At 50.3% G+C, this 13,697-nt stretch carries 11 protein-coding genes; 3 read left to right on the plus strand and 8 right to left on the minus strand.

The features are described 5' to 3' along the window. Positions 1-6 precede the first annotated feature (6 nt). Together CRO74_RS01135 and CRO74_RS01140 are read right to left on the minus strand one after the other, a co-directional pair. A complete protein-coding gene (locus CRO74_RS01135; protein WP_097124173.1) occupies positions 7-2,724 on the minus strand; it encodes a sensor histidine kinase in 2,718 nt (905 codons plus the stop codon). Positions 2,725-2,727: 3 nt separating this feature from the next. After that, positions 2,728-3,342, minus strand: coding sequence for a ligand-binding sensor domain-containing protein (locus tag CRO74_RS01140; RefSeq protein ID WP_179830093.1), 615 nt, complete (start codon positions 3,340-3,342; stop codon positions 2,728-2,730). A 309-nt stretch (positions 3,343-3,651) separates the two neighbouring features. Between CRO74_RS01140 and metK the strand changes: the two genes are divergently transcribed. Then, the gene (gene metK / locus CRO74_RS01145; RefSeq protein WP_097124175.1) at positions 3,652-4,929 is read left to right on the plus strand and encodes a methionine adenosyltransferase; all 1,278 of its coding nucleotides are present in this window, start codon (positions 3,652-3,654) and stop codon (positions 4,927-4,929) included. Positions 4,930-5,024: 95 nt separating this feature from the next. On the opposite strand, the gene CRO74_RS01150 is transcribed toward metK, so the two are convergent. From CRO74_RS01150 to CRO74_RS01165, 4 genes are all read right to left on the minus strand, one after another. After that, a complete protein-coding gene (locus CRO74_RS01150) occupies positions 5,025-5,402 on the minus strand; it encodes an HPF/RaiA family ribosome-associated protein (protein ID WP_097124176.1) in 378 nt (125 codons plus the stop codon). 204 nt (positions 5,403-5,606) lie between these two features. Further along, positions 5,607-6,971 carry a cytochrome P450 gene (locus tag CRO74_RS01155; protein WP_097125965.1) on the minus strand — a complete coding sequence of 455 codons (1,365 nt, stop codon included), beginning with the start codon at positions 6,969-6,971 and terminating at the stop codon, positions 5,607-5,609. Positions 6,972-7,036: 65 nt separating this feature from the next. Then, positions 7,037-7,900: an SDR family oxidoreductase gene (locus tag CRO74_RS01160; RefSeq protein ID WP_097124177.1), complete on the minus strand. Its 864-nt coding sequence runs from the start codon at positions 7,898-7,900 to the stop codon at positions 7,037-7,039. Positions 7,901-7,988: 88 nt separating this feature from the next. Further along, positions 7,989-8,843: an SDR family oxidoreductase gene (locus tag CRO74_RS01165; protein WP_097124178.1), complete on the minus strand. Its 855-nt coding sequence runs from the start codon at positions 8,841-8,843 to the stop codon at positions 7,989-7,991. A 133-nt stretch (positions 8,844-8,976) separates the two neighbouring features. Between CRO74_RS01165 and CRO74_RS01170 the strand changes: the two genes are divergently transcribed. Beyond that, a complete protein-coding gene (locus CRO74_RS01170; RefSeq protein ID WP_097124179.1) occupies positions 8,977-10,689 on the plus strand; it encodes a GMC oxidoreductase in 1,713 nt (570 codons plus the stop codon). Between the two features lie 140 nt (positions 10,690-10,829). After that, positions 10,830-11,267: a nuclear transport factor 2 family protein gene (locus CRO74_RS01175; protein WP_097124180.1), complete on the plus strand. Its 438-nt coding sequence runs from the start codon at positions 10,830-10,832 to the stop codon at positions 11,265-11,267. A 154-nt stretch (positions 11,268-11,421) separates the two neighbouring features. Here CRO74_RS01175 and CRO74_RS01180 read toward each other — a convergent pair whose 3' ends face one another. Both CRO74_RS01180 and CRO74_RS01185 read right to left on the minus strand, forming a co-directional pair. Beyond that, positions 11,422-12,810, minus strand: coding sequence for a glycoside hydrolase family 88/105 protein (locus CRO74_RS01180; protein ID WP_097124181.1), 1,389 nt, complete (start codon positions 12,808-12,810; stop codon positions 11,422-11,424). 294 nt (positions 12,811-13,104) lie between these two features. Next, entirely contained in the window at positions 13,105-13,545 is a 441-nt protein-coding gene (locus tag CRO74_RS01185; protein WP_097124182.1) for a D-Ala-D-Ala carboxypeptidase family metallohydrolase, read from the minus strand. Between the last annotated feature and the right edge of the window lie 152 nt (positions 13,546-13,697).

Raw genomic sequence — 13,697 nt, forward strand, 5'->3', positions numbered from 1 at the left:
AATCAGTTATGAAGAAGCTGGCAGGGGAAGTTTGATGATAAACTCGGCAAATTGGCCTTCCTGGGTATCGACGCTCAGTTCGCCATCATGGCCTTTCGTAATAATATCATAACTAATCGATAACCCCAAGCCGGTGCCCTGACCGGTGGGCCTGGTGGTAAAAAAAGGCTGATAAATCTTTTCCAATACAGCTTGCGGAATGCCAAGTCCGTTGTCGCGTACCCGTAGTTCCACGGACGTCGTATGCCGACGCGTACTAACCATTATTTCGGGTTCGTAGCCCACAGCCGCGTCTTTTTGTTTCGCAGCTATTGAATAAAACGCGTTATTGAACAGATTCAGGAGCACCCGTCCAATGTCCTGGGGTACTACGTTCACGATGCCAGACGTAGGGTCGAAGTCAGTAAGTAGCCGCACGTTGAGTGATTTATCGTTAACGCGCATACCCTGATAAGCCAGACGCAAATGATCGTCAATCAGTTTATTGAGGTTGGTTGGAGACTTTTTACCGCTGCTGAAACGGGAATGCTGCAGCATGTTTTTAACAATAGAATCGGCTCGTTTACCGTGGTGGGTAATTTTTTCGAGGTTTGTTTGCAAATAGGTTGCCAGAGTAACTGCATTTTCCTGCTGCCCGCTGGCCAATTCATCAAGAAGCTCGCCCGCCAGTTCCGTACTTACTTCCGAGAAGTTATTGACGAAGTTGAGCGGGTTTTGAATCTCATGAGCGATACCCGCCGTCAATTCGCCCAGTGAAGCCATTTTTTCTTTATGAATCAGCTGGCGTTGGGTAGATGTCAACTCGGTTACGGTTTTTTCCAAACTGTCGCGTTGTAAAGCCAACTGATCGCTCTGCCGCCGAATCTCGTTGGTTCGACTGGCTATAATCTCTTCGAGCTGCCGGTTGGCCGCCAGTAATTTTCGGGACCGATAGGTGGCCAGCGCCCATATACTTCCCAGCCCGGCTAAGGTATAAAGTACGTAAGCAGGCCAGGTTTGCCACCAGGGCGCACGAATATGAATAGTGAGTGGGTGATCGAGTTCGCGCCAGATACCATCGCTGTTAGCCGCTTTGACATGAAAGGTGTAGTGGCCTGGCGGTAAGTGTGTGTAACTGGCAAATCGGCGATTTCCATTGTTTATCCAGTCATTGTCAATACCGCTTAGTTTGTAAGCATATTGATTTCGTTCCGGCAGACCATACGTTAGCGCGACAAATTCAAACGATAGGAAGTTTTCATAGTGAGCCAGTATAAACTGTTTACCAGCCACTGGTTGAAGCCTATCGCCTACTTTAAACGTAGTAATGTAAACTGGAAAAGGGTGGGTGTCGTTCTGGACGCTGTCGGGATTAAAGCGAACCAGTCCATTCAGCGTGCCAAAGAAAAGCGAGTTGCCTGACCGCGAAACGGTATTTACTTTAAAGTCGTTGCTTGGCAATCCGTCGTTATTGTCGTAAGAGCGAAATGACTTTGTTCGTGAATCAAAGCGGCATAGACCTTTATTCGTACTGAGCCACAAATAGCCCTTATTGTCTTCCGTTATGCCAATAATCCAGTTGCTGGGCAGGCCATCCCTGGTTGTAAGGTGCGAAAATGTGCCGGTTTTAGGGTCGAACCAGTTCAGGCCACCTCGGGTGCTGCCCAGCCAGACAATTCCTGACGCATCCTCATAAATAGTTCCTATCTCGTTGCTGTTAAGCTCTCCTGGTTTCAGGCTGGCGGTATAATGAGTGAACCGGCCTGTCCGGGGATTTAGCCGGCTGAGCCCTTTTCCCCGGAGGGTTAGCCAGATATCGCCCGTCTGGCTAACCAGCATACCATAGATGTACTTTTCGGGCAGGCCGCTCGTATCCGATGGGTTATACTTGTAGTACGTGAATTTCGACCTAAAGGGGTCAAACGAGGCTACCCCGCCTTCGCCACTCAGCCACATTGTTCCGTTCCTGTCCCGGCCAACAAACTGGGCTGCAATTTCGGTTGGAAATTTAACGGAGCGGTTGGTTGTCTGATCAAGCCGATAAAGGCCATCCCAGGTGCCAAGCCATAATGTGTTGGGGCCATCTGGCAGCAGGGCATGGAGGTTATTTTCATGTTGACGGGTGTTACCAAAGAGGCTTGCGGGAATTTCGGTGAACTGGTTTGTTCGCAAATTCAATCGGTACAGGTTGTTGTGGTTGCTGAACCAGACCTGTTTTCGGCTATCTATTGCCAGCGTAGATACTTTATTCTCGGGTAAATTGACGATTCCTATGCTGCGTCTTATCTGGTAAGTTGTAAACGGTTTCGTATTCAGCGTCTGTTTGTCGATACCGTTATCGGTGCCTACCCATAGCGTACCAGCCCGGTCGTGGTAAACGGCCTGCACATTCGTACTCCCTAAGCTATGAAGTGCATCCGGATTGGGAAGATAGGTGAATACCTGCGCTGTTTTGGGTTCTATGCGTTGTAACCCATCGGTTGTACCCATCCAGATAAAGCCCTGCCTGTCGCGGTGGAGCGTGTTCAAATACATGTACTTATTGATCGTGCCTTTTGCTGTGTAAGGCACGATCTGTAAAGGCCGATGGTGAAGGTTAAGCTGAAAGATGCCTCTACCAACGGCACCAAGCCAGAGGACATCACTACCATCCAGGTAAATAGGGCCGAACCAGGGCTGCGGATCGGTAGCTTTTTCAACGGGCAACAGCGCAAAGTGGCCGGTTTGCCGATCGAATAAATACAACCCCTAGGCGGTGGCTACCCAAAATCGGTTTTGCCGATCTTCGAAAACGCATTTCACCGGAACTTCCCGTTTGGGCGATGGGTACAGGGTGAAATGATGGCTGGCCGGTTCGTACCGAATAAGTCCGCCGTACGAGCAGAGCCACAAGATACCCTGTCGATCTTCATATACAGACAACTGGTTATTCCACCAGTTTTCGTGTTTCGTATGAATGGGATGATGGGTTACATTGCCCGTCTGCTTATCGATCTCATGCAGTCCAGCTCCTTCAGTAACCACCCATAGCCGGTTTTTATGGTCTTCGCAAAGGCCCAGAATACGATTGTCGGTCAAACTGCGGGTAGGGCGGGCGGGGTCGGTCTGGAAAACCTGGAATGAATAGCCGTCAAACTTATTGAGTCCATCATTCGTACCGAACCACATGAACCCCTCCCGATCCTGAAGAATGCAATTGACGGAGTTGTTTGAAAGACCATCTTTTACGGATAAATGGTCAAACTTATCGGATGCTGGCTGTGCAATTGCCCGGAAATGCGCAATGAACACGACCAATACAACGGTGTACCATCCGAAACAACGCGCATAAGCCGATTCTAACCATTGGCTGAAATATGCCATACGTTTGTTCATAAGAGGTTGGAGCCGTACTCTGTCTGGTAAACTGGTCGAAATGCCGGGTTAAATCCTTTGATGCCAGCTCATCCGTCCAATGATTGGAACAAAACAGGTAGCTACCTGGATCCAATATCTGGAAACGCTCAGTAAGATATAAAGTTTGTAGAGTTTGTTGAGTTTGTCGATATATCGTTAAAAGAAACTGTTTATACCCTGTTTTCGACAAGTGTACGCCCACAACGTAGCCGTTACTTGTACCCTGTTTAGAAACTCGTAGCTTTGCAGTTTCTAACCAAGTCATAAAATAGAGAAATGCCTTATCTCTTCACGTCTGAATCTGTTTCTGAGGGACACCCCGATAAAGTCGCCGACCAAATCTCCGATGCATTGATTGATAACTTTCTGGCATTCGACCCAGCCAGTAAAGTAGCCTGCGAAACGCTCGTTACAACAGGTCAGGTGGTGCTGGCTGGCGAAATTAAGACGGACACCTACCTTGACGTACAGAAAATTACCCGCGATGTAATCCGTAAAATCGGCTATACAAAAAGCGAATATATGTTCGAGGCCAACTCATGCGGTATTTTTTCGGCTTTGCATGACCAGTCGGCTGATATCAATCAAGGCGTTGATCGCAAGGTTGAGAATGCCGATTTTGAAACGCTGGCTAATGCTCAGGGCGCTGGTGATCAGGGTATGATGTTTGGTTACGCTACCAACGAAACGGATAATTACATGCCCCTGCCGCTTGATCTGGCTCATGCAATTCTGCGGGAGATGTCGAACATCCGTAATAACGAACTGGAACTGATGCCCTATCTGCGGCCAGATGCCAAATCGCAGGTGACGATTGAGTACTCCGACGACGATCAACCTATCCGAATCGATACCATCGTTGTATCAACGCAACACGATGATTTTGCTGATGACGCAACGATGCTGGCCAAGATTAAGGATGATATTATCAATATTGTGATTCCCCGTGTGAAGGCGGCTCAGAAAGCTGAACTGCATGGTCTGTTCACCGATAATATCACGTATTACATTAACCCAACCGGCAAGTTCGTCATTGGTGGACCACACGGCGATACGGGCCTGACGGGCCGCAAAATCATTGTAGATACCTACGGGGGTAAAGGTGCTCACGGCGGTGGTGCTTTCTCGGGTAAAGATCCTTCGAAAGTAGACCGGTCGGCAGCGTATGCCACCCGGCACATTGCCAAAAACCTGGTAGCCGCCGGGCTTTGCGATCAGGTGCTGGTACAGGTGTCTTATGCCATTGGCGTTGCCAAGCCCTGCGGTTTGTACGTAAACACCTATGGCACGGCCAAAGTGGATATGCACGATGGCGCCATTGCCGAAAAAGTGGGCCAACTCTTCGATATGCGTCCTTACGCCATCGAACAACGGCTAAAGCTCCGTAATCCTATATACTCCGAAACGGCCGCTTATGGACACATGGGCCGTAAAAACGAGATCGTAAAGAAAACGTTTGGCTCGAACGGGCAGACTATAGAACTTGAAGTAGAACTGTTCACCTGGGAAAAACTTGATTTTGTTGATCAGGTAAAAGCTGCTTTTGGTTTGTAAGATGTAATGTAGCGCGGACGATCCGTGCTATACAACAAGCAGAACGCCACTCCAGTCTGGAGTGGCGTTCTGCTTGTTTAAGGTGTTAAGTTAATTTATAACTCATCGGCCTCATAGACCTCATCTTCTTCATCTACCCGCGTCTTTGCTTCTGCGATGGCCGGGCTGGAAATGTCATTTCGTTTTTGTTTAAATCGGACAAGTTTGTCTTTAAGAACATCCATCACGCGGTCGGTTGCGCTCTCGAAACTCTTATCGTGTTCCTTTACAAAGAGCTCTTTGCCCGGAAGCATCAGCCTCACTTCGACTATTTTCTCTTTGACTTTGTTAGAATCCGCACCCTCTAATCGTAGAAACACTTCTCCGCTAATGATACGGTCATGAAAGGTGTCTAACTTGTCGAGTTTCGCCTGGATGAAATCTAACAGGCTCTGGTCGGCCGTGAACTTAACGGCATGCATTTGTAGTCTCATTGTGTCGCTTTTAAGGTGAATTGATCAGAACATCAATGGATTGACTAAGTTTGGGTATAACGACCAAAAAGTCAATAGCACCTACGAAAGATGCAAGGCTGTTTCACGGGTATTTATGTTACTAAAAGTTAATACTCTGTAACAGCACACGTTTGTTGACTGACGTGGAACGATTGAATGCAAAAGTTCTTGAAAAAATCTAATTTATCGATTCGACAAAACCGCCTGTATCGGCTGATTTGGTCGTAACGTGATAAGTGGTTTGGGGGTGATAGTTTGACCCGACGCCCTGTTTATGTCGAAACGTCGAACAAAAAGAGCTAATAGGATCTGCATTTCCATCAGCGCAAACTGATTGCCGATACATAGGCGGGGCCCGCCACCAAAGGGCAGGTACGCGTAGGAGTGGAGTTTATCCTTTGGGCCTCCCGGCGCAAACCTGTCCGGGTCGAAACGCTCGGGCTCGGGCCAGTTGGCCGGGTCCCGGTGGAGCAGATAGGGGCAAACCAGAGCCGTGTCGCCAGCCGGAATCGTGTACGGGCCAATGTGATCGTCTTCACGTGCCCGGCGGCTCATGATCCAGGCGGGTGGGTACAGGCGCAGGGATTCCTGAACAACCTGTAAGGTGTAGATCAACCGTCGGAATGCATCGGCTGGTGGAATTCGAGCATCACCCAGCACAGTCTGGCTTTCAGCCTGTAGCCTGGTGAGGATATCAGGATGTTTGGTAAGGAGGTAGATCGTCCATGCCATCGACACAGCCGTAGTTTCGTGACCTGCGGAGAATATAGTTACGCACTCGTCGCGCAGTTGCTGGTCCGACATGCGCTCTCCCGTTTCTTCATCTTCCGCACTCAACAGCATGCCCAGCAGATCATCTTTGTCTTCATGCTGCTTACGCCGTTGGTCGATCAGGCCATAAATAAACGTATCTACCTGTCGCTGGGCACGTTTGGAGCGTTGGTTGTTGGGCGTAGGCCAGCTCATCGGGAAACGAATAGGCGATAACATCCGGCTATTGGCCAGGTAGTTGAGCGAATCCAGCGCATGGGAAAGGCCATCGAGTTTACCGCTGGTGTCTGAACCGAACAACGTTTTGCAAACGATGCGCATCGTTACATCCATAAATGCCTGCGATACATTGACGGGTTGTGTCAAATCAGCTGATTTCAGCGTATCGAGCCAGTCAGCCGTTTCGGCGATCATGGTTTCGGCCAATGCCGCCAGTTTCTGGCGATGAAACGCCGGTTGAGCCAATCGCCGTTGCCGACGCCAAAAATCGCCGTCGCTGGTCAGCAGGCCGTTCCCCAGGAAAATTTTGAGCACTTCGAAGGCGGGCGAACGACCATAATTACGGTTATTCTCCTGTAAAATATGCTTGCTGTCTTCGGGCTGGAACACCAGATACTGATTCCGACCGCCAATACGCAGATGGACAATCCGGTCCTGTTTTCGCTGTAGTGTATGCAAAATGGTCAGTGGGTCGCGAACGAAGGCAAGGGTATTGCCCAGAAACGGTAAGCCGGGGTGCAGCGGGACCGGATGGGTAGGGGCGGCAGTTGTTTCCATTAAAAAAGCCGTTCCGGACATAAGGTCGGAACGGCTATAAAGATACGGCCGCGTGCTAAAAATTGCTACGAGTTCACCACCTCGCCACCGTTGACGTGGATGACCTGCCCGGTGAAATAAGACGCATCTTCCGACGCCAGAAAGACGTAAGCCGGGGCTAGCTCGGCGGGTTGACCCGCACGTTCCATGGGTACATCTTTCCCGAAGTTTTCTACTTCTTCCAATGTTTTGGTGGCCACAATAAGGGGTGTCCAGATGGGGCCGGGCGCTACCGCGTTGACCCGGATATTCTTCTCGACCAGATTCTGCGATAACGACCGCGTAAAGGACGTTACGGCTCCTTTTGTAGACGCGTAGTCAATTAGAGCCTGACTGCCCCGGTACGAAACAACCGACGTGGTATTGATAATGCAATCCTCAGCGGCCATGTACGGCAGAAAAGCCTTCGTAAGCCGGAACATAGCCAGAATATTCAGTTCAAAGGTTTCGCGCATTTGCTGATCCGAAATCCCGGTGAACTCCTTCTGCTCAACATGGTTGGCCGCGTTATTCACCAGGATATTTACCCTACTGTACGTATCGACAACTTTATCAACGGCCTCCTGAATATAGGGAAGCCGTTTGAGGTCGCCCGGAACAAGCAGGCATTGCCGCCCTTCGGCTTCCACGAGCGATTTTGTCTTTTGGGCATCTTGCTCTTCGCGCGGATGGTAAAACAGGGCCAGATCGGCCCCTTCGCGGGCAAAGTGAATGGCTACCGCCCGACCAATGCCCGAATCGCCACCGGTTATTACGGCAATTTTCCCCTGTAGTTTATCCGCACCCTGATAATTATCCCGAATGTAGATCGGTTGCGGGTCCATTTTATATTCCAGGCCCGGCTGCTCATCCTGATGCTGGGCTTTGGTTTCAATTTCCATTTGTTCCATTTTTTCTAGGAGTTGGGAGCGAGGAGTCAGGAGCGAGAAGAAAAAGGCATGAATCCTCATCACTCCCAACTCCTGTATACTCATTTAATTATGCATTGACGATAGTACCGCCATTGGGATGTAATACCTGTCCGGTGATGTAGGACGCATCTTCCGATGCCAGAAAGACGTAAGCCGGGGCTACTTCGCTCGGCTGACCGGGGCGTTTCATAGGCACATCTTTCCCAAACTCAGCCACTTCTTCGGCACTGACCGATGCCGGGTTGAGCGGTGTCCAGATGGGACCGGGCGCCACGGCGTTAACCCGTATTCCTTTGGTGATAAGATTGCTGGACAACGCGCGGGTGAAGGTCATAATCGCCCCTTTTGTTGACGAGTATTCGAGTAGGTCGGCGCGGCCCTGATAAGCCGTAACGGAGGTCGTGTTAATGATGCAATCGCCTTTTTGCAGATGTGGCTCGGCGGCTTTGGTAATGCGGAAGAAGGAGTAAATATTGGTTTCGTAAGTTGCCAGCAGGTCTTCGTCCTCAATATCTTCGAGTTCTTTATGCTGAAGCTGCAAGGCCGCATTATTGACCAGAATGTTCAACTTGCCGAACTGGCTGATGGTGTCACTCACCAGTTGCTTGCACTGTTCTTCCTGACGAATATCACCCGGCAGCAGGAGGCACTTACGGCCTTCGGCTTCCACAAGTGATTTGGTCTTTTGGGCATCTTCCTCTTCCCGGTCGGTGTAGGAAATGGCTACATCGGCTCCCTCCCGGGCAAAATGAACGGCCACCGCCCGCCCGATGCCTGAGTCGCCACCGGTAATGAGGGCCACTTTACCGTTTAGTTTGTTCGCCCCCTTGTACGATTTCCGGATGAACTCCGGTTGCGGAGTCAGCTCGGCTTCAATGCCCGGCTGGAGGTCCTGATGTTGTGGCGGAATGTCTATGTTCATAACGTTGCTGTTGGTTGTACTTACTTAAATAAGCCAAAAGCAACGGCGGTTGTTTTGATAAATCTATTGAAATGGTAGATTTTGATGCGCTGGAATGTATTCGTAATATAGTACCTCCAAAACCCTTACCACCATGAACATCAACGGCGATGCCACGAAAGCAAACACCTACGACGCCATCGTCATCGGCTCGGGAATCAGCGGAGGCTGGGCGGCTAAAGAACTCTGCGAGAAAGGGTTGAAAACGCTCGTGCTGGAACGGGGGCGTGATGTAAAACACATAGTCGACTACCCAACGGCCACGCTCAACCCCTGGGAGTTCAAGCATCGCAACCGCATGCCGGAGGCCTTCGATAAAGAGAATCCCATTGCTACCAAGTGCTACGCCCTCGACGAAGGCACCGAGCAGTTTTTCGTCAAAGATGCCGAGCATCCGTACGTGCAGGAAAAGCCGTTCGACTGGATTCGGGGCTATCAGGTGGGCGGTAAATCGTTGATCTGGGCGCGGCAGACGCAGCGGTGGAGTAAGTTCGATTTTGAGGCCAACGCCCGCGACGGAGCCGCCGTGGACTGGCCCATCCGGTACGAAGACATTGCGCCCTGGTATAGTCATGTGGAGAAGTTTGTGGGCATCAGTGGCAATAAAGACGGTCTGGAAACTCTGCCCGATGGCGAATTTCTAAAACCCTGGGAGCTGAATTGTGTGGAGAAACACATTCAGAAACGGGTGGCCGAGAGTTACAAAGACCGGCACGTGATCATTGGCCGGTGCGCTCACCTCACGGAGCCCAAACAGATTCATTACGATCAGGGACGAGCGCAGTGCCAGGCTCGGCATTTGTGCTACCGGGGCTGCCCGTATGGCGGCTATTTCAGCAGTAACTCATCGACTATTCCGTGGGCCGCTAAAACAGGGAAGCTTACCCTTCGGCCGGATTCGGTCGTTCACTCGATTATTTACGATGATGTGAAAAAGAAGGCAACGGGCGTTCGGGTGATCGACACGCATACCAAACAAATGACGGAGTATTATGCCCGCATCATTTTTGTCAATGCCGCCTGTCTCAATACGAATCTTGTATTGCTGAACTCGACGTCCCGCCGTTTTCCGAATGGTTTGGGTAATGATAGTGGTGTACTGGGCCGTTACGTGGCCTTTCACAATTACCGGGGCAACATCGTAGCCGATTACGAAGGGTTCGAGGACGGGTACTACTACGGTCGTCGCCCAACGACGGCATTTATGCCCAACTTTAGGAATGTTAACAAGCAGGAAACCGATTTTCAGCGGGGGTACATGGTGGCTTTTAGTGCGGCCCGTGGCGGCTGGAGCCGGGGCGCGGGTCAGGAAGGTTTTGGAGCCGATTTCAAGGATAAGCTAAGCGATCCCGGTGCCTGGCATGTGTTCATGATGATGCAGGCCGAAACCGTCCCGCGTTATGAAAACCACGTGCGGCTCAGCACCGACCGGAAAGACCCGTGGGGTATTCCGCAGCTGGTGACGGCCATCGACTACACTGACAATGATGTGAAGGTGATGAAAGATTTTCTGGAACAGGGAGCCGACATGCTGGAAAAATCGGGGTGCAAGAACATTAACCCCTACGACGACCACCGAAATCCTGGCCTCGATATTCACGAGATGGGCGGTGTACGCATGGGCCGCGATCCGAAAACATCACTGCTTAATGCCCATAACCAGCTCCATAGCGTAAAGAACGTGTTTGTGACCGATGGCGCGGCCATGACCTCTACCGGTTCGCAAAACCCGTCGATTACCTTTATGGCGCTCACCGCACGAGCAGCTAATTTTGCTGTGAGCGAGATGAAAAAGCGTAATTTGTAAGAGGTGAGCAGGATCAGGAAGGAATGCGTTAAGCCGTTAAGGACTTATTTACGGTAAAAAATCCTGAATTGAGCTTTTGACACCAGGTGGGAATACTGACAAAACCCAGACAACACGAATTCCAATAATCCTTAACGACAATGTATACGAAAACCATTCTGTTTGCGCTCGTAACCCTATGCAGCCTGCTTACCCTCGACGGAAAAGCACAAAGTAAAGAGCAGGCCGCTGTGGCGCAGTCTGTTGCCCAACTGCGGGCACTCATGATTGACCCCGATAAAGCGAAGTTGGAAACGCTGGCATCGGATGAACTTAGCTACGGGCACTCGAACGGGAAGCTGGAAGATAAAAAAGAGTTTATCGAAGCGCTGATGAACGGCTCATCGGACTTTAAAACCATTGATCTGACAGACCAAACGGTTACGATCGTTGATAACACGGCTTTCGTCCGGCACAAATTAAATGCCGAAACGGCGAACGATGGAAAGCCGGGTACGGCCAAATTGTCGGTGCTTCTTGTGTGGGTTAAACAGAAAGGAAACTGGAAGCTCCTCGCCCGTCAGGCTGTTAAGATTTAGAGATTCAGATGCCATCACATAAATAAGCCCACCAGAAGTCTGGCGGGCTTATTTGATATAAAACCTATGATAACTAGTCAGTAAAGAGAAACAATTCGGTTTGTATAACTCTCCTGAACTCACCTGTCTGGTAACTGGAAGGTAAGTAAACTGTCTATTTTTTTAGCGTTAGTTGCAGCGAGCTGTCATTGATCTCAAACGTCTTGTTCTTGAGCAGCTTCAGCACTTCGGCGCTGGCCAGTAAAGCAGGTCCGTAGCCATGAGCCGCATAAGGGTTGATGGGCCGGTGGTAATAAAAAGCTGGATCGAAGCCCATGCCCGTACCTACACAAACCCCTTCAACCTGTCCTTTGTCTGTTACTTTTGTTGACATCGCATTCCAGCCGAGCAGCGTAGCGGGCGCATAAGCCAGCGGGTCGAGCCAGCCCTGGTTGATAGCATGAGCAAAGGCATATACATAAATGGCCGTTGCCGATGTTTCCAGATACGAATCGTGGCGGTCGAGCAACTGGTGCCAGAAACCCGAACCCGATTGCTGAGCGGCCAGCCCTTTGGCGTGGGCTTTCAGTAAGTCCAGCATAGCCGGTCGGCCGGGGTGATTGGTGGGGAGAGCGTCCAGTAGTTCAACGGCCGTCAGAATACCCCAGCCATTGGCCCGCGCCCAGTGAAATTCCGGGTGTACACTCATGCCCTCAACCCAGCCGTGCATATACAACCCTTTCTGCTGGTTGAACATCCGTTTCGAGAACTGCGTGACTTGTTTTACGGCTTCGTCGAAGTACTTTCGGTCGCCGGTAAGCTTGCCCATTTGCGCCAGTGCCGGTACGCTCATAAATAAATCATCGAGCCAAAGCGTATTGGGTTGTGGACGGTTCCGGGCCAGCGTACCATCGGCCAAACGATACTCTTTGGTCTGAATGTAATTGATGTAATTGTCGATCATAGGCCGCAGATTGGCTTTCACACCCCCGGCGCGACTGGCTTTGATCATAGCGGCACACATGGCCCCGGCATCGTCCAGGGCGTGCGGAGCCAGCACCGATCGCATGGGCGTATTGGCTTTTGGGTCGGCCGTTACCTGAGCGCGGAAATAGGGCACTTGCTCAGAAATGAACTCAAGTCGTTTGTTGGTATAGTCGGCATAGCGGGAGTCGCCGGTGGCTTCGCTGGCGAGTAGCATACCGGCATACGTAACGCCCCACTCGTAGCTGATCAGGCGGAAGTCGCCGGGTTTAAAAATGGCATTGGGATTGAAGGAGCCGCCCGGAGCAATATCTTTTTTCGTCTCTTTGTCGATAAGCTGCGTTGGGGTATTAGCGTCCAGATACGTATAAATTCGGTTGATAACCTTCGTGACGTCCTCCGGTTTAGGTTGGCCGTAAGGCACCGGATAATCGGGTTGTAACAGGTGCAGGGGCGTTGTCGAATCGTTGGCTTTGGGTGCGCCGGGTTGGGCATAAAGTGTGCTGCCGGTGAGCATACCGGCGACTACTAAACCCAGTGTTCGGGTTGATAAACCGGTTTTAGATGGGTAAATAGACATGACGATCGTTTAAATCAGGCGTTCTGAATGTGTACTCCTGGCGGTTGGCTGATATGAAAGCAGAGGTCAAAGATTACGAAACTTTACCTGGTTTCTATCATGTACACTCCTGTAATCGATTATCATTTCCCTTTTCGGGGAAGGCTATAAAGAAACGTCTTTGTCTTTGCCGACAGCCAGACCGTCGGCAAAGACAAAGACGTTTGGTCTGTCCAGATAAAGTTTACCGCACAGCGGCCTGATAATTAAATTGGTTGCCGTTGAAGAATACGGAAATCGCGTACTTGAGTAAGGTCAGGCAATTCGGGTCATTATTGTCTTGTTGTTTAGGCCTTTGGTGGCAACCAGGGTATCTCTTCTCGTTTTGGCCGAGAATGAAACATGAACCCAGGAGTCAAACTCCTGAATAAGCTGATCGTAAGGCAGATCCGACGTTCGAATGATGTCAAACAGCTCCTGGGTTGTAAGTCCTTCTACATGAATATCTGCAGCTTCCCCTTTCATGTGTTGACTGGTTGACGACCCGCTTATTAATGAATTGACAATTGGGTTTCTGAAGCCGGAAGTAACATGGATTGGCTTACCGACCAGTGTGCGAAGAGGTTCTAAGATATTGAGGCACAGTTCCTTTAAGTTGGAAATCTGCTTGGCGTTCGGTATGTTCTTGATACCATTCCGAATGGCTGTCTGACTTAACGTCATTTCCTGTAGCGAAAAGTGGGTGGATAGGTTCATGGTATTTTAGATAGATGGGTCGATGCGTTGCAAATGCCAAAAGTGCATCCAATTTATCGCGGATAGTACGTGAAATTTCCCGTATTAAGTAGCAGTTGGCACCCCGGAAGTATGCTTGTGGTAGAGATTGACGTGTTCTATAGGCTTCTTGT

Origin of the sequence: Spirosoma fluviale, from assembly GCF_900230225.1 — a bacterium.
Lineage (GTDB): Bacteria > Bacteroidota > Bacteroidia > Cytophagales > Spirosomataceae > Spirosoma > Spirosoma fluviale.

What these genes read in the sequence shown, in the direction of transcription:
- CRO74_RS01180 (WP_097124181.1), bottom strand. Translation starts at nt 12,810, where the DNA reads ATGTCTATTTACCCATCTAAAACCGGTTTATCAACCCGAACACTGGGT.
- CRO74_RS01150 (WP_097124176.1), bottom strand. Translation starts at nt 5,402, where the DNA reads ATGAGACTACAAATGCATGCCGTTAAGTTCACGGCCGACCAGAGCCTG.
- CRO74_RS01165 (WP_097124178.1), bottom strand. Translation starts at nt 8,843, where the DNA reads ATGAACATAGACATTCCGCCACAACATCAGGACCTCCAGCCGGGCATT.
- CRO74_RS01160 (WP_097124177.1), bottom strand. Translation starts at nt 7,900, where the DNA reads ATGGAACAAATGGAAATTGAAACCAAAGCCCAGCATCAGGATGAGCAG.
- CRO74_RS01170 (WP_097124179.1), top strand. Translation starts at nt 8,977, where the DNA reads ATGAACATCAACGGCGATGCCACGAAAGCAAACACCTACGACGCCATC.
- CRO74_RS01185 (WP_097124182.1), bottom strand. Translation starts at nt 13,545, where the DNA reads ATGAACCTATCCACCCACTTTTCGCTACAGGAAATGACGTTAAGTCAG.
- metK (WP_097124175.1), top strand. Translation starts at nt 3,652, where the DNA reads ATGCCTTATCTCTTCACGTCTGAATCTGTTTCTGAGGGACACCCCGAT.
- CRO74_RS01175 (WP_097124180.1), top strand. Translation starts at nt 10,830, where the DNA reads ATGTATACGAAAACCATTCTGTTTGCGCTCGTAACCCTATGCAGCCTG.
- CRO74_RS01140 (WP_179830093.1), bottom strand. Translation starts at nt 3,342, where the DNA reads ATGGCATATTTCAGCCAATGGTTAGAATCGGCTTATGCGCGTTGTTTC.
- CRO74_RS01155 (WP_097125965.1), bottom strand. Translation starts at nt 6,971, where the DNA reads ATGGAAACAACTGCCGCCCCTACCCATCCGGTCCCGCTGCACCCCGGC.